Below are 19,416 nucleotides of genomic sequence, written 5' to 3'. Positions count from 1 at the left end.
CTGCGCGGCTCCCGGGCCAGGCGCCGTTCCCCCGGCGGGAGGGGGCGGTAGCGCCCCGCGGCAGCGGAATTGTGCGCCGCTGTATGCACGCCTGTTGGACGGGCAGGCTCCCGCTCTCCGCGATTAATCTGTTCCCAGACCGTGTTCGTTCCCGTCCGCCTGCTCCCGGTGCCTGGCACGCTGGGGTGGGTGGCCCTTCCACGCAGAGCGACAAAGTGAGTAACGGATGAAGCGTTCGATCTTTCTGGGCCTCGCCACCCTGACGGTGGCGGCGTGTGGAAGCGAGGATGTGCCTCCCGTCGAGACGCAGGACTGCCCCGACGCGGTGGAAAGCGTGCTGCCCTCGCCCATCTCCCAGTCCCAGGCCGTTGCCGAGGATGTGCCGCCGAAGTTCATCGTCCGCTTCCGCCGCACCGTGTCCGCCTCCGCCGCCACACGGGCCGCCGGGGATGCCGTGGTGCGCTTCGGCGGCCAGGTCCACGAGCGGTGGCCCAAGCTGGGCGCCGTCGCCGCGGAGCTGACGCCCGAGGCGCGCCAGCAGCTCGAGCAGGACCCCGAGGTGCTCTCCATCACCCCGAACCGTCCGGTCTACGCCTTCGCCACCACGCGCCTGCCGCCGCTCACCACCGGCAGCCCCACCGAGTACACCGACGGCATCAAGATGGTGCAGGCCGACAAGGTTTGGGATGCCGACGGGGATGGGGTGCTGGATGCCAACGCGCCCACCGGCTCGAACATCCGGGTGTGTGTCATCGACAGCGGCTGGGATGACCGGCACCCGGAGCTGAAGGCGGCCTATGTGGGCGGTAGGGACTTCGTCGAGAAGGATGATGACCCGCGCGACTTCGACACGAAGACGAAGACGTGGGGCGGAGGCCATGGCACGCACACGGCGGCCACCATCGTCGCGCAGATGGGCTCCACGGGCTCGGTGAATCCCGCCGAGGACACCTCGGGCGTGGTGGGCGTGGCGCCTGGGGTGGAGCTGCTCGTGGCGCGCGTGCTCAACACCAAGGGCACCGGAGATCTGGTGAGCATCATCGCCGCACTGGACTGGTGCCAGACGGAAGGTGCCAAGCTGGCGTCCTTGTCGCTGGGCTCCCGAACGTCCGATCCCACGGAGAAGGCCGCGTTCGAAGCCGCGCTGAATGCGGGCATGCTCACCATCGCCGCCTCGGGCAATGGGGGCACGGGCGATCCGGCCACCGAGCCGGGACTGGCCTACCCAGCGAGCTACGAGAGCGTCCTCGCCGTGGGCGCCGTGACGTTCGACGGCGAGCACCCCACGTTCTCGCAGATGGGCGACAATCTCTCCCTGGTGGCCCCGGGCGTCGATGTGCTGTCGGCCACCGTGCCCGAGACCAACACCTACTCCGTTCTGGAAGTCGGGGGCGTGCCGTACCTGTCCAAGGCGCTCGAGTACGCCCCGGTGGGCAACTACCTGGGGCCGCTGGTGACGTGTGGCCAGGGGGGCTCGGGGGCTGACTGCGGTGGGAGCGCCACGTGCGATGGGTTCGTGGCCTACGTGGACCGCGGGGGCACGGACGCGGAGGGCAACGGGCTGACCTTCGCCAAGAAGGCCGACGCCATGCGGCGCGCCGGCGCCCGGGCGGTCATCATCGGCAACAATGATCCCACCGATGGAATGGGCCAGTTCACCCTGGGCGAGCCGTCCCCCCTGTGGCTGCCCACCGCCTCCGTCTCCTTCCAGGACGGCGCGGCCCTCCGGGGGCTCGCGGGCCAGCAGGCCCGGGTGGGCCTCGTCGGCGTGGACTACACCCGCCTGACGGGCACCTCCATGGCCACGCCCCACGTCACCGGGGTGGCCGCGCTGGTGTGGAGCGCGCGGCCCTCGCTGACGGCCCTCCAGGTGCGCGACCTTCTGGAGAAGTCCGCCCAGGATCTCGGCCCCGAGAAGGGGAAGGACGCCACCTTCGGGTACGGGCTCGTCCAGGCCAAGGCTGCGCTGGAGCTGCTGGAGAAGACCTACCCTCCCACGCCTTAGTGCGAGGTCAGCACGGGGGAGGCGATGAGGCAGGCCCCGAAGCGGGCCTCCATCGCCGCCACCTCCTGGCTGCTCGTGTCCTCACAGGCCAGCAGCCCCGAGGCGAGCGCGTCCTGGGTCCAGGACTCCTCGATGGAGGCCGCTGGGGGCATCTGGGTCATGTTGATGACCAGGAACGCCACGGCCGCCGCGGCGCCCAGGGCCATCTTCCCGGTGGCGGCCCAGAACCCCACCCACCGGGGCGACGTCCGAGGCGCCGGTGGCCGCGCGGGGGCGGCATCCAGCCGCGCCTGAATCGCCTCGAAGTTCAGCGCGGGCCGCGCGGGCATGCGGCGGGCCCGCTGGGCCATCCAGCCGCGCTCCAGCTTCAGCCACGCGAGCGCCTGCGTACACGCGGCACAGGCCTCGGCGTGGGAGCGCACCCGCCCGGCCTCCGAGGGGGACAGCTCCCCGGCCAGCAACGCGTCCAGGTCCTGCTCAGGGCAGCGGGGGCTCATGAACGTCCTCCTCCAAGGTGGGGGGCCAGGTGCTCGCGCAGCTGGAGCCGCGCGCGGTGAATCTCGTTCTTCACCTTCGGAATCGTCCACCCCATCACCGATGCGATCTCCTCGTACGGCAGGCCATGGTCGATGCGCAGCAGCAGGGCGGAGCGCCGCTCCTCGCGCAGGTGTCCCAGCGCTTCGGCCAGGAGGACTTCCGTCTCGTGGTCCAGCAGCAGATCCTCCGGCGTGGGGCTGGGCAGCTCCGCCTCCAGCAGCCCCTCGGTGTCCTCGTGGGCCAGGTCCACGCGGATGCCGCGCACCCGGCGCGTCTCCAGGAACACCCGGCGCGCGATGCCCAGCAGCCAGGAGCCCAGCCGGTCATCGTCCCGCAGGGCCGTGAGCCGGGTGTGGGCCCGCACGAAGGTCTCCTGCGTGGCCTCGTCCGCGGCGGCCTCGTCCCGGAAGGAGTCCTTCAGGAAGCGCCACACGGTGGGCGCATGGCGCTCGAAGAGGGCCCGGAAGGCGGTGGCATCCCCGGCCCGCGCCCGGCGGACCAGGGCCTGTTGCCCTTCCCGGGAGTCAGGGGGAGCCTCTTCCACGGGGAGCAGTCGCAAGGCGAGCAAAGGGGCCACGGTGCTTTCGTGTCACGAGCCCGCCCGGAGTTTCACGGCAGGCTGCTTTTTGGGACGGAATGCCGGACCGCCCCAGCGTGCCCCAAGTCCGGCCGGGGCGGAAACCCACTTGCTCCTACCCCCGGGGTCCGGGAGGGCAGGGGGCGGGGGCCGTGCGTTGCCCAGGCGGGCCTTCCCCCCAACCTTTCCACAGAGGACACACGGGAGGTTGGCACATGCAACGAGCGGCCTGGATGACGGTAGGCATGGTGTGCGCGGGAATGCTCCTGTGTGGCGCGGAGGCGCCGCGGCTCGCGCAAGCCCAGAACCCCGCGACGCGCAGCACGGTTTCGGGCACGGCGGAGGCGACGGACACGGCGGCCCTGCGGCAGACCGTGCGGCAGCTCCAGTCGGAGGTGGCGGGAATGCAGCGCGAGCTGGCCCAGCTCCGCTCGGAGCTGGCGAGCATGAACCCGGACGTGGGCGTGGGGGGCTCGGGCCAGCAGACCGGCGTCACGGCCCCGGCCTCGCATCCGCCCACGGCCCAGACCCAGGACACGGCCTCCGCCCCCAGTTCGCCGGGCACCGGAAAGGCGCGGGTGGACGCCTTCTACACGGGGACGGTGCGCTCGGTGTCCGGGGACCGGCTGGTGCTCGTGGACGGTGAGGGCCAGGCCTTCCCGGTCGCGCTGGGCAAGAACACGGCGATGCGCGAGGCGAACGGCCGACGCATCACCTCGAAGCAGCTGGAGCCTGGGACGCCGGTGCGGGCCACGGTGGATCTGCTCTCCCAGAGTGGGAATGAGGCGTCCGACATCACCGTCCTGCCCGCTGGCGCCCTGCAGCAGGAGCGCTGAGCGGCTCAGGCGGGGAGCTGGCCGCGCGCCCGGAGCACGGCCCGGGAGTAGTCCACCACGGAGGCCAGGGCCGTCACGCCCACGACGGCGACGAGCGCGGGGACGGCGGCGGGTACCAGCAGGGCCGCGATCAAGGCCATCGCCTGGAGCGTGGTGACGGCCTTGCCGAGCATGCGCGCCCGCAGCTCCACTGGACGGAGCGCGGGCACGAGGCGCGAGACGATAAAGCCCAGGGCCGTGGCCGCATCGCGCAGCAGCAGGAGCGTCACCTGGAGGGGCGTGAGCAGCCCCTCCAGCAGCAAGGCGAGGATGGCGGTGACGGCGAAGCCCCGGTCGGCCACCGGATCAATGAGCGCCCCGAGCCGGCTGGTGAGGCGGGCATGGCGGGCAATCCACCCATCCAGCACGTCCGTGAAGCCCGACAGGGCGATGAGCCCCGCGCGCACCCACGTGTCCGAGTTCATCAGGAACAGCACCGCCAAGCCCAGCCGGGAGAGCGACAGCAGGTGCAGCAGCGCCAGCTGTGTCCGGCGTGACAGCCCCCCCGTCTTGCGAGGCGCGGGAGCCGGGCCGCGCCCGGCCGGAAGCTCATGGGGACTGAGAAGGGGTTGATCCATGGCTTGGCGCTCCTCTCTTCAACATAAGGAGGACATTCCAAGCCGCATCCAAGGCCGCCGCCTCGATGGGAGGGAGGGAGACAAGGCCCTTGCCCGCCTGTCCGCCCAGGTTCCGAGGATAGGCGGGCGCGAGGGCTAGTAGCGCGTCAGGGGATCGTGTTCCGGCCCCATGAGGGGCGCGGGCTTCTGCTCCGCTGGCTCCTCGTCCGCGCTCATCGGATCCCAGCCTGGACCCGCGGCCCGGCGCTCGGACAGGGCGGGCTCCGGGGCCGCGTAGGGGAAGACGCCAGGGGCCCGGCCCGCGGCAGCCCGAGGACGGGCCACCGCCGCGGGGGTCATCGTCTCGGCATCGTCCAGCGCGTCCTGCTGAGGGGGCGTGTCGTCCCTGTGCGCCGCGGACGGCTCCGGGGGCATCAGGCTCCGTCCGTGCGCGCCGCGCAGCGAGGCCTTGTCGAGCGAGAGGACGATCTCATCGCCCTGGAACTGGGCGACGTCATGGAAGGGCACCACGAAGTCCCGGTGGAAAATCAGCCCCTTCTCGATGACGATGCCGTCCTCCGTGACGTCCACGATGCGCCCCACGTGGACGCCATCCCGGCTCAAGACGGCCATGCCACTTCGCATGCGTTCGAACATTGTCCGCTTCTCCGCTCGACGTGAGAAAAGGCCAAGGCCCCATGCCCTGACCGATGGGTGCATCCAAAAACATGGCAATGGGCCGGGGGCCTGACACCTGGGGCCGTGTGGATGGCCGCTCCGGCAGCGGGCGGGTGTCCTCGCCTGCCGCCGTCTGCCTTCAGAACCGGTGCTGTTTCGATCCAGAATGCCGCCGCCCGGGTGGGGGAGGACGAAGACCGAGGCCCGTTCCAGGTGAGCGCGAAAGTGCCGTTGTGGCTGACAGGCAGGAGGGGCGCTTCTGCCCCGGAGGGCGGTGCTTGGGCTCCGCGCCACGGAAGTGCGATGATTCAGTTTGCCCCCGTTTCAGAGAGAGAACCGGACTGCATCAATGTCAGAAGTCATGATGTTTGGCGGTGCCGAAGAGGGACGCTTCCTGATCGTGCGTGCGCGGGGCTGGATTTGCGCGCTGCCCATTGCGGAGGTCGTCGAGACGATGCGGCCGTTGCCGGTGACGCCGGTGGCGGAGGCCCCGCCGTTCGTGCGGGGGGTGGCCATCGTGCGGGGCCGGCCGTCTCCCGTGGTGCACCTGGCGACGTTGCTGGGCGGCACCCGCGCGGGCACCTCGCAGCGCTTCGTCTCGCTGCGCGTGGGCGAGCGGCAGCTCGTGCTGGAGGTGGAGGAGGTGCTGGGGCTGCGGCGGCTGGGCGCGCGCGAGCTGGGCTCGCTGCCGCCGCTGCTGGCGGTCGCCGTGGGGGGCAACCTGGAGGTGCTGGGCACGCTGGATGGGCAGCTCCTGGCGGCGCTGAACACCTCGCGGCTGCTCACCGAGGCGGTCTGGGGCCGGCTCGTGACGGGAGGCGAGGCGTGATGGAGTGGCCCAGGGCCGTGAGCCGGTTCGCCACCTTCGTGGAGCGGCGCCTGGGGCTCGCGCCCGTTCCCAACGGAGGCCGGGAGCTGGAGGCGCTGCTGGCGGAGAAGTCCGCGCGCACCAGCCTGGAGGCCTACCTGGACCGGCTGGAGTGCGCCGGGCCCCAGGACGCGGAGCTGCGCGTGCTGGCCGAGCGGCTCACGGTGGGCGAGACGTACTTCTTCCGCCACCAGGCCCAGCTACAGGCGCTGGTGGGGGAGGTGCTGCCCCAGGTGCAGCGCGGGGGCAAGCCGGCGCGCGTGCTGAGCGCGGGGTGCTCCTCCGGCGAGGAGGCGTACTCGGTGGCCATCCTCAGCCGGGAGAACCCGCTGGTGGAGCCCGAGCGCCTCTTCATCACGGGCGTGGACGTGAACCCCCGCGCCATCGAGCGGGCCCGCCGCGCGCGCTACGCCGCCTGGTCCCTGCGCTCCTGTCCCGAGGCGCTGCGCGAGCGCTGGTTCCACACCCTGCCCAACGGGGACTTCGAGCCCCGGCCCAGCGCGCGCGAGCGCGTGGTGTTCGAGGAGCGCAACCTGCTGGAGGAGGATCCGGTCTTCTGGGCGCCGGGCTCCTTCGACGTCATCCTCTGCCGCAACGTCACCCTGCACTTCACCGCCGAGGTGACCCGCGCCGTCATCGCCCGCCTGGAGCGGGCGCTCACGCCGGGAGGCGTCCTGCTGCTGGGGCCCTCCGAGACGCCCCGGGGCTTCTCCGAGTCCTTCGAGGTGCTGCAGGCCGGCGAGGCCTTCTACCACCGCCGCCGCACGGCCCCCGCGCCCTCCGGGCCTCCGGAGCCCCCGCCCCTGGCCGTGCGCGCCCCCCGCGCGGCGGAGGCGAGCGCTTCCGTGCCTTCGGCCTGGAACCCGAAGCCGTCGCCCCACGAGCCGCCCGGCATGGATCGGGCGTGGCGGCTGCTGGAGGAGGAGCGGTACGCGGAGGCCCAGGCGTGGCTGGAGCAGCTCCCCGAGGCGGACCGGGAGCAGTCCAGCGCGCGGCTGCTGCGGGCGGTGCTGCACTTCCAGAGCGGCCACTTCCCGGAGGCGGAGCGGGTGGCCGAGTCGCTCGTGGCCACCGGCCGGGCGGAGGCCGCCGTGTACTACCTGCTGGGGCTGTGCCGCGAGCAGGCCGGGGATGACGGGGGCGCGCGCCACCGCTACGCGCGGGCCGTGCACCTGGAGCCCACGTTCGCGCTGGGGCACCTGCGCCTGGGCATCCTGGCCCGGCGTGCGCGGGAGGCCATGCCCGCCCGCGTGGCGCTGCGGCTGGCGCTCACGCTGCTCGCGCACGAGCAACCCCTTCACCTGACGTTGTTTGGCGGCGGCTTTGGCCGCCACGGCTTGATGCAGGTCTGCCAGCAAGAGCTGCGCGCCTGCGCGGAGGTTCCATGACCAGCCGGAGTGAGAGCACGTCCCGGCGCCTGGCCGAGCTGCGCGAGGAGTTCGATTTGTCCTTCTCGCGCCCGCCCGCGCGGGTGGACACGCGCTGGGAGGTGCTGCTGCGGCTGCGCGTGGCGGGCTCGGCGCTGGCGGTGCCGCTGGAGCGGCTGTCGGGCCTGCACATCCTCACCCGGGTGGTGGCCCTGCCGGGCAGCCCCGCGGGGCTGCTGGGCCTGATGGGCCTGCGCGGCCAGCTGGTGGCGGTGCATGACCTGGCCTACCGGCTGGGGCTGCCCTCGGACGAGAAGCCGCACTGGATGGTGCTGTGCGGGGGCGAGCGGCGCATGGGGCTGGCCGTGGGGGGCTTCGAGGGCCAGCTGCGCGTCACCCCCGAGCAGATACAGCCGAACGCGGGGGAAGCCCCCCGGCCCTACCTGCGGGCCAGCGTGGCGCGCCCGGACGCGCCGCCCCTGCCGGTGCTGGATGTGGATGCGTTGGTAAAAGATCTCCTGGACGGGGCCGCGGCTCCGCGGAACACGAGGTAGTGAATGCGTAGGAAGTGGACGGTGGGACAACAGATCGCCGGCGGGTACGCGGCGGTGCTGGTGAGCATCGGCATCCTGGCCATCCTGACGATGCGCGGCAATCAGCGCTTCCTGGAGACCAGCCGGACGATGGGGCACACCTATAAGGTCATGGCCCACCTGGAGACCGTCGTCTCCGAGCTCAACCATGTGGAGTCCGCCAAGCGCGGCTACGTCATCACCGGCCAGGATGCGTTCCTGGCCACCGTGCGCACCGCCGAGGCGCGCATCGCCGGGGAGCTGGAGACGCTGCGCGCGCTCACCGTGAACCTGCCCGAGCAGCAGCGTCACCTGGCCAGCGTCCAGCAGCGCGTCACGGTCCGGCTCCAGGAGATGCAGGAAGTCATCGACGCGCGCCGCGCCAAGGGCTTCGAGGCCGCCCTGGCGCTCATCGCCGCGGACGAGAACCGGCGCGCCTCGGACACGCTGCGCTCCAGCGTGGACGAGATGCGCGCCACCGAGGAGCGGCTCCTGCAGAACCAGGAGCGCGGGGCGGAGGAGGACGCGCGGTTCCTCACGTGGCTGGCCGAGGGCGGCGTGGCCGCGGTGCTCATCTTCATCGTGGTGACGGGGGTGGCCATCAGCCGCGGGCTGCGCAAGCAGATCGGCCAGGCGGTGGAGCACGTGCAGAGCTCCTCCGCGGAGCTGCAGGCCGCCGCCACCCAGCAGGTGTCCGGCGCGCGCGAGCAGGCCTCCGCCACGACGGAGGTCTCCACCACCGTCAAGGAGCTGCTCTCCACGTTCCGGCAAATCGCGGGCAACGCGCAGCAGGTGTCGCGCGTGGCGAGCGAGACCGCGGGCACCACGCGCCTGGGCGCGCAGACGGTGGACCGGGCCCAGGAGGCCATCGAGACGGTGCGCCGCCAGGTGGACGTCATCGTCAACCACATGCTGGAGCTGGGCAAGCGCTCGCAGGAGATCGGCGGCATCCTGGACATCATCAACGAGCTGGCCGAGCAGACGAACATTCTCGCCATCAACGCCACCATCGAGAGCGCGGGCGCGGGCGAGCACGGCCGGCGCTTCGCGGTGGTGGCCGAGGAGATCCGCAAGCTGGCCGACCGCGTCGGGGCCTCCACGAAGGATGTGCGCTCGCTCATCGACGAGGTGCGCGCCGCGGCGAACACCACGCTCATGGCCACCGAGGATGGCTCCAAGGCGGTGCAGAACAGCGCGCGGCAGTTCTCGGACGTGGCGGGCACCTTCAAGCGCATCGCCGAGCTGACGGGCAACAACCTGGACGTGGCGCGTGAAATCGAGCTGTCCACCCAGCAGCAGACGACGGCGGTGGAGCAGGTGAGCACCGCCATCCAGCAGGTGGCGATGACGGCCCGGCAGACGGAGGTGAGCTCCGCGCAGACGTTGCAGACCTCCACGCAGCTGACCCGGCTCTCCAAGCAGCTCGCTTCGCTGGTGGACAGCCGCACCTCGGCCCCGGCATGAACGACGAGATTCTGCGCTACTTCAAGGTCGAGGCCCGCGAGCTGCTTCAGCAGCTTGGCCAGGGCTTCGTGGCCTTGGAGGAGGGCGCGGACGACGCCGAGATGGTGCCCCAGCTCTTCCGCTGGGCGCACACGCTCAAGGGCGCCGCGCGCGTGGTCAGCCACGCGCGCATCGCGGAGATTGCCCACGCGGTGGAGGACGCGCTCCAGCCCTTCCGCGACGAGGGCGTGCCGCTGCCGCGCTCCAGCGTGAGCGAGTTCATCCGCCTGGTGGCGCAGATGGGCGAGGCGCTGGCGGAGATGGACGCCCCGCCCCCGGCGGCCCCCGGCGAGGAGCCGCAGCCGGTGCCCGACGGGAGCGCGCCCGAGACGCTGCGCGTGGAGCTCTCCGCGCTGGAGGAGCTGCTGGATGGGCTCGCCGAGGCGGTGGTGCGCCTGGGCGGCCTGCGCGAGGCGGTGGAGGCGGTGGGGCAGGCCCGCAACGCGGCGGAGGGGCTGCTCGAGCACCTCTCCGCGCCCGGGGCCGCGAGCGCCTCGCCCGCCGAGCGCGCCCGGTGGCTCTCGCGCACCCTGGCCGTGGCCGAGGGGCTCAACGGGGCCCTCACGCGCGCGGGCCGGCGGCTGGACGGGGGGCTCGGCAAGGTGGAGGGTGAGCTGTCCCGGCTCCGGGACGCGAGCCACGCGCTGCGGCTGGTGCCCGCCTCCACGCTGTTCGGCTCGCTGGAACTGGCGGCGCACGAGGCGGCGGCCCTGACGGGCAAGCGCGTCTCGCTCCAGGCCGAGGGCGGGGAGGTGCGGCTGGATGGGCACGTGCTGGCCGCGGTGCGCCAGGCGCTGTTGCACGCGGTGCGCAACGCGGTGGACCACGGGCTGGAGATGCCCGAGGAGCGGCTCGCGCTGGGCAAGCCGGAGGCGGGCCGTGTGCTCGTGCGCGTGGAGCGGCGCGGGGCCCGGGTGCGCTTTCTGTGCGAGGACGACGGGCGCGGCGTGGACCTGGGCGGCGTGCGCGACGCGGCGGTGGCGCGCGGGCTGGTGCTGGAGCAGGACGCGGCCTCGCTGGACGAGGCGGCGCTGCTGGACTTGCTCTTCCAGGCGGGCTTCAGCACCGCGCGCTCCGTGACGGACCTGTCTGGCCGCGGCGTCGGGCTGGACGTGGTGCGCGAGATTGCCCGCGCGCTGAAGGGCGAGGCCACCGCGGCCACCTGGCCGAGCCTGGGCACGAGCATCATCCTGGATGTGCCCGTGTCCCTCACCTCGCTGGAGGTGCTGGAGGCGGAGGTGGGCAACCGGCGCGTGCTCCTGCCGCTGGATGCGCTGAGCGCCACGGTGCGCCTGGGGCCGGAGACGCTCACGTGGGTGGGCGCCCGGGCCTCCTTCCTCCACGAGGACCAGACGGTGACGTTCCTGCCGATGGCCACGGTGCTGGGCAACCCCGAGCCGCCCCAGCCCCGGCCCTGGTCCGCGGTGGTGATTGGCCGCGGCGAGGCGCGCGTGGCGGTGGGCGTGGACCGGCTGCGCGGCATTCACCGCGTGGTGGTGCGGCCCTTGCCCTCCTCGGTGCCCCCGCTGCCCCTCGTGGCCGGGGCCAGCTTCGATGCCCAGGGCGAGCCGCTCTTGGTGATGGACATGGTGGGCCTGGCCCACTGGGTGCGCCAGGGGCACGTGCCCACCGTGCAGGCGCAGGCCACGCGCAAGCGCCGGGTGCTCGTCATCGACGACTCGGTCACCACGCGCATGCTGGAGCAGGGCATCCTGGAGTCGGCCGGCTACCAGGTGGAGCTGGCCGCCTCGGGCGAGGAGGGGCTGGAGAAGGTGTCTCGCGGCGGCCACTCGCTCGTCATCGTCGACGTGGAGATGCCGGGAATGAGTGGCCTGGATTTCACCCGCAAGGTGCGCGCCACGCCCGCGCTGGCCTCGCTGCCTGTTATCATGGTGTCCTCCCTGGGCGCGGAGGAGGACCAACGGCGCGGGCGTGAGGCGGGCGTGTCGGCATATATCGTCAAGGGTGAGTTCGATCAGCACGGCTTTCTGGACACGGTGCGGCGGTTGTCCGGGGGACCCACGGAGCGGAGCCCATGAGCACGCGCGCCCTGCGCATCCTCATCGCCGAGGATTCACCGACGGTGCGGCGCCGGCTGGTGGATGCCTTCTCGGCGGACGCGGGGTGCATGGTGGCCGCGGAGACCGCTGACGGGGACCGGGCCTTCGAGCTATGTCAGCGGCTGCGCCCGGACGTGGTGGCGTTGGACCTGGCGCTGCCCAAGGTGAACGGCGTGGAGCTGACCCGGCGCATCATGGCCCACTGTCCCACCCCCATCGTCGTCTTCTCCTCCCCGGAGAACCGCGCCCGGGGGCTGCACCTGCTGGATGCGCTGAGCGCCGGCGCGGTGGACGGCATGGAGCGGCCCTTGCGCACCCCCACCGAGGACTGGATGGTGGAATTGCTCGCCCGGGTGAAGCTCGCCGCGCGCGTGCCCTCCATCACCCACCCCCTGGGGCGCCTGAAGCTGGAGCCGGAGCCGCCCCGGGACTTGCCCGCGCGCGCCGTGGTGATGGGCGCCTCGACGGGCGGCCCCGCCGCGGTGAAGGACATCCTCCAGCGGCTGCCCCGGGACTTTTCCCTGCCCATCCTGCTGGTGATGCACCTGTCCGAGCAGTTCGAGCTGTCCATGGTGGAGTGGCTGGGCAAATACTCGCCCCTGCCGGTGCGCCAGGCGGTGGACGGCGAGGTGCTGCCGTCCATGTGCCGCCCGGCGCTGGTGCTGGCCCGGGCTAACCGCCACCTGGTCCTCAGCGAGGGGCTCCTGCGGCTGACGGATGGGCCGGAGCGCCACTCGTGCCGGCCCTCGGTGGACGTGCTCTTCGAGTCCGCGGCGCGCGAGCTGGGAGGCAGGGCCATCGGCTGCCTGCTCACGGGCATGGGGCGGGATGGGGCCGAGGGAATGGATGCGCTGCGGCGCTCCGGGGCGGTGACGCTGGCCCAGGATGAGGCCAGCTCGGTGGTGTTCGGCATGCCGCGCGAGGCCATCCGCCTGGGCGCGGCCAGACACGTGGTTGGATTGCAGGACATTCCCGGGTGGCTCGCCGCGCTCGCGCGCCGGCGCCCGGAGCGAGGACAGGCATGAAGCCCAGGGTACTCATCGTGGACGACAGCGCGACCGTGCGGGCGGACCTGCGCGTGGTGCTCGGCGCCGCGGGGTTCTCCACCCTCTTGTGCGGCGGCATTGGCGGGGCGCGCAAGGCCCTGTCCGAGGAGCGCTTCGACCTGGTCATCCTCGATGTCCTCCTGCAGGACGGCGACGGGGTGGACCTGCTCATGGAGATGCGCGCGCACGAGCGCACCTCCCAGGTGCCCGTGCTGCTGCTCTCCTCCGAGTCCGCCGTGGGCGCGCGCCTGCGCGGCCTGAGCGAGGGCGCCAGCGACTACGTGGGCAAGCCGTACGACTCCGCCTTCGTGGTGAAGCGCGCGCGCGAGCTCATCCAGTCGCGCCCCCCGCCGCCGTCCAAGGCCCCCGAGGCCGAGCCGCCGCTGGTGGCCGCCGCGCGCCGCCGCCGCCTGCTGGTGGTGGACGACAGCCCCACGTTCCTCCAGGCGGTGGTGGAGGAGCTGCGCCAGGACGGGCATGACCTCATCCCCGCGCGCTCCGCGGAGGAGGCGCTGCCGCTGCTGGAGGCGCAGCCCGTGGACTGCGTGCTGATGGACCTGATGCTGCCGGGCATGGACGGCATCTCCGCCACGCGCCTCATCCGCTCGCGGCCGGGGCTCGCCTCGGTGCCGGTGCTGATGTTCACCTCGCGCTTCGAGAGCCAGAAGATGGCCGAGGCGCTCAACGCCGGCGTGGACGCGTTCTGTCCCAAGGCCAGTGACTTGGGGCTCCTGCGCGCGCAGGTGCGCAACATGCTCCGCCGCCAGTCCCCGGAAGGGGAGGCCTCCGCGCCCGCCAAGCCGGCCGCGCCCGCCAAGCCCCCCGAGGCCGGCGCGCTGCTGGAGCGCGTGGTGGCGCGCAGCGGCCTGTCGCCCGTGATTGCCTCCTCCACCATCGCCCGCGCCTGCCGCCGGGCCAGCGTGGAGCCGCAGCAGCTGAGCCCCGTCTCCCTCACCCAGGCGCTGCCCTTCATCCGCGACGCGCTCCGCGTGTTCCTCACCGAGAACGAGACGCGGCAGCGCATGGCGGACATCGAGGAGCTGACGCGCGACGCGCACCTCGCGGTGGTGTAGCCGCTCCCCCCCGAAAAAGAGGATTTCGCCGGACAGCGAAATATTGCTGTGGGGTGAAAAACGCCGGGGGGGTGAGACGGCGGTGTTTTGCCGGCTGAAACAACCCTCCAGGTCACCCGTCCGCGGCCCCCCGAAAGTCAACCTGGAGGGTTCTGGGATGGGCCCCGGCGCGTGTTCCGCGTCCAGGCCTCAGAGTGTGGAATTCACTCGGAGCCATGGGGCCATTTTTACCCAGCATTCCGTTTTTCCGCGTTGTCCTACAGGGGGACCGTTTGAGAACCGACGCTCGCCGTTCCGGGGAGGCTGTGCATGTCTTCTCAAAGGCTCATACGATGAGACTTGTAACAACCGAACACCCTGACAGGAGAGACAAGCCATGCCGTACGTCGCTTTGGAGTGGGACCACCGGATTGGCAAGCCGATGGTCAAATACGTGGTGGTGCAGTGTGCTGGATTGTCGGTGAAGTGTGGGGGCCCCCAGGCCCTGGCCCCCCGGCGGGACGTGGCATACTTCGTCAACGAAGAGACGGCCGAGCGGGATGCGCAGGCCTTCGCCGCCTACAAGAACGCGCAGGCGGCCGGCGAGGAAGCGTTCCCGGTGCCCGGGAGGGATGTGTCCCAGGAGCCCCGCCGCCACCTGGCATTTGGGTGGGACCACATGCTCTTCAGCCCCCTGATTCAGTGGGCGGTGCTGGAGTGGGGCGGGGAGGGCGGCACGCCCATGCCCCGCACGGATGTGGCGTACTTCCTGGACCCGGTGACGGCCGAGAAGGACGCGAAGACGTTCAGTTGGATGCGAGACGATTGGAAGGACGCTCAGGAGGCAGGCCCTCATGTGGGCTGGGAGCGAACCGCGTATAATCCAGAAATGCCCTCCCCGGCCGCTAGCTGATGGGTGGCCTGGGCTCCCGGCAGCAAGCGGCCCAGGGACTGAAGAGAGACAGCACATGCATGCAACGCTACTGAGCGTCCCACCTACGGTCCGTGAGGAGATGGAGGGGGCATTCCAGGCGTCAGGGCTCTCATGGGAGGGCCGGGTGACGAGCGTTGAGCGGTTGGAGGAGTTGCCCGCGGCGGTGTCCGCTGGGTTGGTGGTACTGGGGGATGACAGTGGGGGCGTGGAGGAGGCCGTGGCCAGATGCCGCGAGCTGCACTCGCGACGCTTCATCCCCCGCACACACTTGGTGATTCTCACGGCACGGCCCGAGGCGGAGCAGGAAGCGCTCATCCGGGCGGGTGCCGACGAATGCATTCCGGTTCAAGGCGGCGGGTGGCGCAGGCGCGTGGCGGCCTTCCACCGGCGTCTGGCGGCCACGGAGGGCGGTGGTGCGCCCCTGGCAGGGTCCGTCTCGCAGCGCATCGCTCCCGAGATCGCGCTCCGGGCCCTGCTGGCCAGCACCACGTCGGACCTGGGGCATGACTTCTTTCGCACGCTGGTGATGCACCTGGCCAACTCGTTCGGCGTCACCAGCGCGCTGGTGGGCGAGCTGCAGCCGGAGCGCGACTCGCTGCGCACCCTGGCCTTCTGGCTCAACGGCCGCTTCGAGGAGAACGTCACCTACAGGCTTCAGGGCACGCCCTGCCACAACGCGGTGCTCAGCTCGCTGTGCCACTACCGGGACGGGGTGGCCACGCGCTTTCCCGAGGACGCGATGCTGATGGACCTGGGCATGCGCGGCTACCTGGGCGCGGCGCTCAAGAACTCGCGCGGGGAGGCCATCGGCGTGCTGGCCATTCTCCATGGCGAGCCCTTGGACCTGGGGACGCTGGACCGGGCCCTGCTGGAGGCGCTGGCGGCGCGCGCGGGCGCGGAGCTGGAGCGCATCCGCACCCAGGAGGCGCTGGAGCGCGCGCGGGACTTCCTGCGCAACACGCTGGACGCGGTGCCGGATCCGCTCTTCGTGGCGGACCGGGCGCACCGCTTCGTGGCGGTCAACCGCGCCTTCTGCGGCTTCATGCGCCGCAGCGCCGAGCAGCTGCTGGGCAGCAGCTACCATGACTTCCTGCCCGCGCGCGAGGCGGACGACGGCTGGCGGCTGGATGAGCTGGCCTTCACCTCCGGCCAGCCCATGGAGCGCGAGGAGACGCTGAGCTCGATTTCAGGCGCCACGCGCACCCTGGTCACCAAGCGCGCCGTCTTCGCCGAGGCGCCGGGCCAGCCCTTCCTGGTGGTCACCATCCGGGACATCACCGACCACCGGCGGCTGGAGACGCAGCTGCGGCTGGCCGACCGCATGGTCTCGGTGGGGACCATGGCGGCCGGCGTGGCGCACGAAATCAACAACCCGCTGGCCTACGTCTGCTCGAACCTCTCCTACCTGGGCAACGTGCTGGCCCAGGGGGTGCCGCCGGCCGAGTCCCTGCCGGAGCTGCGCGAGGTGGTGGCCGAGACGGAAGAGGGCATTGGCCGGGTGCGCGCCATCGTGCAGGACCTGAAGGCCTTCGCGCGCTCGGACGAGGACCGCGTGGGCCCGGTGGACGTGCACCAGGTGATGGAGGGCGCGCTGCGGCTGGTGCGCAACGAGCTGTCCTACCGGGTCCGGGTGGTGCGCGCGCTGGACGCGGTGCCCGCGGTGCGCGGCAACGAGGGCCGGCTGGGGCAGGTGCTGGTGAACCTGCTGGTGAATGCCGTGCAGGCCTTCCCCAAGGCGGACCTGGACCAGAACCGCATCCGCCTGGCCACCCGGTGCGAGGGGGCCAACTGGGTGGTGGTGGAGGTGGAGGACAACGGGCCGGGGATGGAGCAGGAGGTGCTCGAGCGCATCTTTGATCCCTTCTTCACCACCAAGCCGGTGGGCGTGGGCACGGGGCTGGGGCTGGCCATCTGCCACTCCATCGTCCACTCCATGGGCGGGCAGATCGACGTGCGGAGCCGGCGCGGGCACGGCAGCGTGTTCCGCGTGCTGCTGCCCATCTTCCAGGGCGAGGACGTGGTGCTGCCGGCGCTGCCGGTGCGCCAGGAGCACGAGGCGCCCCGGCGGAGGCTCCTGCTCATCGACGACGAGCCGGCGGTGGGCACCTCGGTGCGGCGGCTCCTGCAAGGGATGCACGAGGTGCACGCGGTGCAGGACGCGCGCGAGGCGCTGAGCCTGCTGTCGCGCGGCGAGCAGTACGACGCCATCCTCTGCGACGTGGTGATGCCGGGCATGAGCGGGGTGGACTTCCTGCGCGAGCTGGAGCAGCGCGAGCCGCTGATGGCGCGGCGCACGGGGTTGATGTCCGGCGGGACGTTCTCCACGCAGGCGCGCGAGTTCGTCGCCGCGCGCGCCAGTGACTTGCTGGAGAAGCCCTTCGAGCCGGAGCGGCTGCGCACCTTCGTGGCGCGGCTGCTGGCCTGAGCCTCAAGCCGGGCTGTCGCCCGCGCGGCGCAGCCGGTCCGCGCTCTCCTTCATGCCCATGGCCACCTGGGCGATGATGGTGAAGAAGCGCCCGCTGCGCTCCACGAGATCCTCGGGCCGCTCGTTGCGCTCCATGAGGATGGCGGCCCCGTCGAACAGGGCGCGCAGCAGGGACTTGAGCGTGGCGACGAAGTCGAAGGTGCGCAGCACCTCGGCGGGCGTCACCTCGCGCGCGCCCACGAGGATGTCCCGCGCGGCGAGCCGGCCCCCATCGGTCTCCCAGGGCGTCACCGCCTCCACGGTGACGAGGCGCCCGTCGGTGAGCAGGAACAGCTCGCGCTTGAGCACGCCGCCCACCTTGTCCGGCGCGGACCAGCGCGGCACGAGCGGGCGGGTGGTGGAGTCCAGCCGCAGGCCGGTCTGCTTGAGCCAGGCCGCGTCGCGCTCGCGCACGGCCACCCCGGTGAAGCGCTGCTCGAGCGCCTCGGCCTCCTTGAGATCCTCGTCCGGGGGACGGATGGGCTGGGCCACCACCTTCAGCTCCGGCAGCAGCAGGTCCACCAGCTCCTCGATGATGCCGGCCTTGGCGTCGATTTCTTCCTGGCCGTAGTCGAGCACGGACATGAGGTAGTCCCGGGCCTGATCAGCCGTGAGTTGCTCATGGCCCGCGTCGGGCAGCGGCGGGAAGACGGCCTCGGACACGGGGCTCTTCCCGGAGGGCGGTTTCGATGGGTCGCTCATGGGCTTGGGACGTTACCTCGGGGGCGCACGGGAGGGGCGGCCGGACAGCGGCGTCAGATTCGACCCACGGTCTTTTTCCACTCAAAAGATATCAAGCCAGGCCTGGGATGGCGAGGAGAAGACCGGGACAGTGTTCAAAGGTTTGAGGAGGGAAATGCGATTTCAGATGTGTTGTCCGCAATCCCTGACACTTCACGAGTCCCCTTTTTCTTTGGCTTGCACGGGCGCCCACCGCCGCTGGCAGGATGCCCGCCATGATTCAAGCCAAGCCGGTCATCATGGGATGTCTCGCCGCGCTCGCGTTGAGCGCTTGTGCCTCGAAGGGGGCCGCCACCCCGGCGGCGCCGCCCCCCCCGGCGGAGGCGGAGGCCCCCGCGGCGCCCCCGCCCGCGCCCCACTTCCAGGTGACGGGCGAGGTGCTCTACCGCGAGCGCATCGCGCTCACGCCCGCTGCGGTGGTGAAGGTCGAAGTGGTGGAGTCGGGCTCGAACAAGGAGGGCGGGGTGATCGCCGAGCAGTCCTTCGCCAACCCGGGCCAGGTGCCCATCCCCTTCTCGGTGGACGTGGCCCCGGAGCGGGTCCGGCCGGAGTCGAGCTACTTCCTGCGGGCGCGCATCCTGGACGGGGGGCGGGTCTACTCCTCCACCGAGCCCATTCCGGTGCTCACCCAGGGCAACAAGAGCAACGGCGTGCAGGTGCACGTGCGCCAGGGGGGCTGACGCGAAGGAGCGCCTCCGCCCTGGGGCCTCCTCAGGGCGGGGTGCTGGCGGGGTCCCACCCGTAGAAGCGCTTCAGCTCCTCGTAGAGGTCCGGCGTCTTCTCGCGCATCTGGCGCGGCTTCTCGAAGAAGGACTCGGTGGCCACGGCGAAGAACTCCGCCTCGTTGACGCTGCCATAGTCATCCATCACCTGACGCTCGGCGCGCTGGCCTTGGCGCAGCTTCTGGAAGTGCCCGTCCATCACCGAGGCCCAGGCGCTGTAGTGCGAGTAGCGCCGCAGGTGGGGCGTGCCGTCGAAGGCGCCGTCCTCCCGGTCCAGCACGTGGGCGAACTCGTGCGTGGCGGTGGCGTGGCCATCGTTCGGGTCGGCCAGGCCGGTGATGACCGACTGCCAGGAGAGGATGACGGTGCCCCAGTGCTTCGCCTCGCCGAGCACGGTGCCCGTGCGGTCGGGGATGCGGAAGGCATCGGGGTAGACGATGACCTCGCGCAGCCGGTCGTAATAGGAGAGGTCCAGGTACAGCACCAGACGGGCGGCGGTGGCGGAGACCACGGCGCGCACCTCGTCGGTGAGGGTGAAGCCGCCCGCGCCGATGAACTCCTTCTCCCAGGCGAACACCTTGAGCAGGCTGAGCAGCCGCTCGCGGGGCTCGGGCGCCAGCTTCCGGAAGAAGGGGGCGCGCCGCTCCAGGTAGCCGAGCCACTCGGTGGGGAAGGGGCGGCGCAGCAGGCGGCGGCGCCGGAAGGTGCGGAACAGTCCGGACATGGGGCTCGCGGGGAGGAGGCGTGTCGGACCGGATGATAGAGGAAGCCCGCGGCCTGGCTAGCCCGGATCGGTCACACCGGGCACGAAGATAGGGCTGGTGTCGCAGCGGAGCCTGCTGGTGGCCTCGCGCTTTG

Annotated in this window: 18 protein-coding genes; 12 read left to right on the top strand and 6 right to left on the bottom strand. The window is 71.7% G+C overall.

Annotation, left to right across the window (positions count from 1 at the left end; translation table 11 throughout):
- The first annotated feature begins 226 nt into the window (after positions 1 to 226).
- Positions 227 to 2,005 (top strand): S8 family serine peptidase, encoded by a 1,779-nt coding sequence (locus KY661_RS37660; protein WP_317987328.1) that lies wholly within the window; start codon positions 227 to 229, stop codon positions 2,003 to 2,005.
- Here KY661_RS37660 and KY661_RS36260 read toward each other — a convergent pair.
- Both KY661_RS36260 and KY661_RS36255 read right to left on the bottom strand, forming a co-directional pair.
- Entirely contained in the window at positions 2,002 to 2,502 is a 501-nt protein-coding gene (locus KY661_RS36260) for an anti-sigma factor family protein (protein WP_225414557.1), read from the bottom strand. The genes KY661_RS37660 and KY661_RS36260 overlap by 4 nt on opposite strands.
- On the bottom strand, positions 2,499 to 3,119 hold the full coding sequence (locus KY661_RS36255; RefSeq protein ID WP_225414556.1) for an RNA polymerase sigma factor: 621 nt from the start codon (positions 3,117 to 3,119) through the stop codon (positions 2,499 to 2,501). The genes KY661_RS36260 and KY661_RS36255 overlap by 4 nt, the downstream gene beginning before the upstream one ends.
- Positions 3,120 to 3,334: 215 nt before the next feature.
- Here KY661_RS36255 and KY661_RS36250 point away from each other — a divergent pair, with 215 nt between their 5' ends.
- A complete protein-coding gene (locus KY661_RS36250; RefSeq protein ID WP_225414555.1) occupies positions 3,335 to 3,955 on the top strand; it encodes a hypothetical protein in 621 nt (206 codons plus the stop codon).
- 5 nt (positions 3,956 to 3,960) lie between these two features.
- Here the strand turns inward: KY661_RS36250 and KY661_RS36245 are convergent, their stop codons facing one another.
- Positions 3,961 to 4,572, bottom strand: a complete 612-nt coding sequence (locus KY661_RS36245) for a CDP-alcohol phosphatidyltransferase family protein (protein ID WP_317987327.1) — start codon at positions 4,570 to 4,572, stop codon at positions 3,961 to 3,963.
- 135 nt (positions 4,573 to 4,707) lie between these two features.
- Entirely contained in the window at positions 4,708 to 5,208 is a 501-nt protein-coding gene (locus tag KY661_RS36240) for a PRC-barrel domain-containing protein (protein WP_225414554.1), read from the bottom strand.
- Between the two features lie 382 nt (positions 5,209 to 5,590).
- On the opposite strand from KY661_RS36240, the gene KY661_RS36235 reads away from it, so the two are divergent.
- The 9 genes from KY661_RS36235 (at position 5,591) to KY661_RS36195 (ending at position 17,056) form a co-directional block, all read left to right on the top strand.
- Positions 5,591 to 6,058 carry a chemotaxis protein CheW gene (locus KY661_RS36235; RefSeq protein ID WP_225414553.1) on the top strand — a complete coding sequence of 156 codons (468 nt, stop codon included), beginning with the start codon at positions 5,591 to 5,593 and terminating at the stop codon, positions 6,056 to 6,058.
- On the top strand, positions 6,058 to 7,485 hold the full coding sequence (locus KY661_RS36230; RefSeq protein WP_225414566.1) for a CheR family methyltransferase: 1,428 nt from the start codon (positions 6,058 to 6,060) through the stop codon (positions 7,483 to 7,485). The genes KY661_RS36235 and KY661_RS36230 overlap by 1 nt, the downstream gene beginning before the upstream one ends.
- Positions 7,482 to 8,018 (top strand): chemotaxis protein CheW, encoded by a 537-nt coding sequence (locus tag KY661_RS36225; protein ID WP_075008689.1) that lies wholly within the window; start codon positions 7,482 to 7,484, stop codon positions 8,016 to 8,018. Before KY661_RS36230 ends, KY661_RS36225 begins: the two co-directional genes overlap by 4 nt.
- Positions 8,019 to 8,021: 3 nt before the next feature.
- The gene (locus KY661_RS36220; RefSeq protein WP_225414552.1) at positions 8,022 to 9,500 is read left to right on the top strand and encodes a methyl-accepting chemotaxis protein; all 1,479 of its coding nucleotides are present in this window, start codon (positions 8,022 to 8,024) and stop codon (positions 9,498 to 9,500) included.
- Positions 9,497 to 11,578, top strand: coding sequence for a hybrid sensor histidine kinase/response regulator (locus KY661_RS36215; protein WP_225414551.1), 2,082 nt, complete (start codon positions 9,497 to 9,499; stop codon positions 11,576 to 11,578). Before KY661_RS36220 ends, KY661_RS36215 begins: the two co-directional genes overlap by 4 nt.
- A complete protein-coding gene (locus KY661_RS36210; RefSeq protein WP_225414550.1) occupies positions 11,575 to 12,624 on the top strand; it encodes a chemotaxis protein CheB in 1,050 nt (349 codons plus the stop codon). Before KY661_RS36215 ends, KY661_RS36210 begins: the two co-directional genes overlap by 4 nt.
- Positions 12,621 to 13,718: a response regulator gene (locus tag KY661_RS36205; protein WP_225414549.1), complete on the top strand. Its 1,098-nt coding sequence runs from the start codon at positions 12,621 to 12,623 to the stop codon at positions 13,716 to 13,718. The genes KY661_RS36210 and KY661_RS36205 overlap by 4 nt, the downstream gene beginning before the upstream one ends.
- Before the next feature lie 376 nt (positions 13,719 to 14,094).
- On the top strand, positions 14,095 to 14,610 hold the full coding sequence (locus KY661_RS36200; RefSeq protein WP_225414548.1) for a hypothetical protein: 516 nt from the start codon (positions 14,095 to 14,097) through the stop codon (positions 14,608 to 14,610).
- A 145-nt stretch (positions 14,611 to 14,755) separates the two neighbouring features.
- Positions 14,756 to 17,056 carry a hybrid sensor histidine kinase/response regulator gene (locus KY661_RS36195; RefSeq protein ID WP_225414547.1) on the top strand — a complete coding sequence of 767 codons (2,301 nt, stop codon included), beginning with the start codon at positions 14,756 to 14,758 and terminating at the stop codon, positions 17,054 to 17,056.
- Positions 17,057 to 17,059: 3 nt separating this feature from the next.
- Here the strand turns inward: KY661_RS36195 and KY661_RS36190 are convergent, their stop codons facing one another.
- Complete coding sequence (locus KY661_RS36190) at positions 17,060 to 17,797, bottom strand: hypothetical protein (protein ID WP_225414546.1); 738 nt, start codon at positions 17,795 to 17,797, stop codon at positions 17,060 to 17,062.
- Between the two features lie 254 nt (positions 17,798 to 18,051).
- Between KY661_RS36190 and KY661_RS36185 the strand changes: the two genes are divergently transcribed.
- Positions 18,052 to 18,516 (top strand): YbaY family lipoprotein, encoded by a 465-nt coding sequence (locus KY661_RS36185; RefSeq protein ID WP_225414545.1) that lies wholly within the window; start codon positions 18,052 to 18,054, stop codon positions 18,514 to 18,516.
- 31 nt (positions 18,517 to 18,547) lie between these two features.
- On the opposite strand, the gene KY661_RS36180 is transcribed toward KY661_RS36185, so the two are convergent.
- A complete protein-coding gene (locus KY661_RS36180) occupies positions 18,548 to 19,282 on the bottom strand; it encodes a M90 family metallopeptidase (RefSeq protein ID WP_225414544.1) in 735 nt (244 codons plus the stop codon).
- Positions 19,283 to 19,416: the final 134 nt, after the last annotated feature.

Source organism: Allostigmatella hybrida, assembly GCF_020103775.1.
GTDB lineage: Bacteria > Myxococcota > Myxococcia > Myxococcales > Myxococcaceae > Hyalangium > Hyalangium aurantiaca.
This window is presented reverse-complemented; position numbering and strand designations above follow the sequence as displayed.

Bases quoted from the DNA above. Each gene is read 5' to 3' on its own strand.
- KY661_RS37660 (WP_317987328.1), top strand. From the start codon at position 227: ATGAAGCGTTCGATCTTTCTGGGCCTCGCCACCCTGACGGTGGCGGCG.
- KY661_RS36230 (WP_225414566.1), top strand. From the start codon at position 6,058: ATGGAGTGGCCCAGGGCCGTGAGCCGGTTCGCCACCTTCGTGGAGCGG.
- KY661_RS36185 (WP_225414545.1), top strand. From the start codon at position 18,052: ATGATTCAAGCCAAGCCGGTCATCATGGGATGTCTCGCCGCGCTCGCG.
- KY661_RS36250 (WP_225414555.1), top strand. From the start codon at position 3,335: ATGCAACGAGCGGCCTGGATGACGGTAGGCATGGTGTGCGCGGGAATG.
- KY661_RS36215 (WP_225414551.1), top strand. From the start codon at position 9,497: ATGAACGACGAGATTCTGCGCTACTTCAAGGTCGAGGCCCGCGAGCTG.
- KY661_RS36225 (WP_075008689.1), top strand. From the start codon at position 7,482: ATGACCAGCCGGAGTGAGAGCACGTCCCGGCGCCTGGCCGAGCTGCGC.
- KY661_RS36240 (WP_225414554.1), bottom strand. From the start codon at position 5,208: ATGTTCGAACGCATGCGAAGTGGCATGGCCGTCTTGAGCCGGGATGGC.
- KY661_RS36220 (WP_225414552.1), top strand. From the start codon at position 8,022: ATGCGTAGGAAGTGGACGGTGGGACAACAGATCGCCGGCGGGTACGCG.
- KY661_RS36180 (WP_225414544.1), bottom strand. From the start codon at position 19,282: ATGTCCGGACTGTTCCGCACCTTCCGGCGCCGCCGCCTGCTGCGCCGC.
- KY661_RS36190 (WP_225414546.1), bottom strand. From the start codon at position 17,797: ATGAGCGACCCATCGAAACCGCCCTCCGGGAAGAGCCCCGTGTCCGAG.
- KY661_RS36210 (WP_225414550.1), top strand. From the start codon at position 11,575: ATGAGCACGCGCGCCCTGCGCATCCTCATCGCCGAGGATTCACCGACG.
- KY661_RS36200 (WP_225414548.1), top strand. From the start codon at position 14,095: ATGCCGTACGTCGCTTTGGAGTGGGACCACCGGATTGGCAAGCCGATG.
- KY661_RS36245 (WP_317987327.1), bottom strand. From the start codon at position 4,572: ATGGATCAACCCCTTCTCAGTCCCCATGAGCTTCCGGCCGGGCGCGGC.
- KY661_RS36205 (WP_225414549.1), top strand. From the start codon at position 12,621: ATGAAGCCCAGGGTACTCATCGTGGACGACAGCGCGACCGTGCGGGCG.
- KY661_RS36235 (WP_225414553.1), top strand. From the start codon at position 5,591: ATGATGTTTGGCGGTGCCGAAGAGGGACGCTTCCTGATCGTGCGTGCG.
- KY661_RS36260 (WP_225414557.1), bottom strand. From the start codon at position 2,502: ATGAGCCCCCGCTGCCCTGAGCAGGACCTGGACGCGTTGCTGGCCGGG.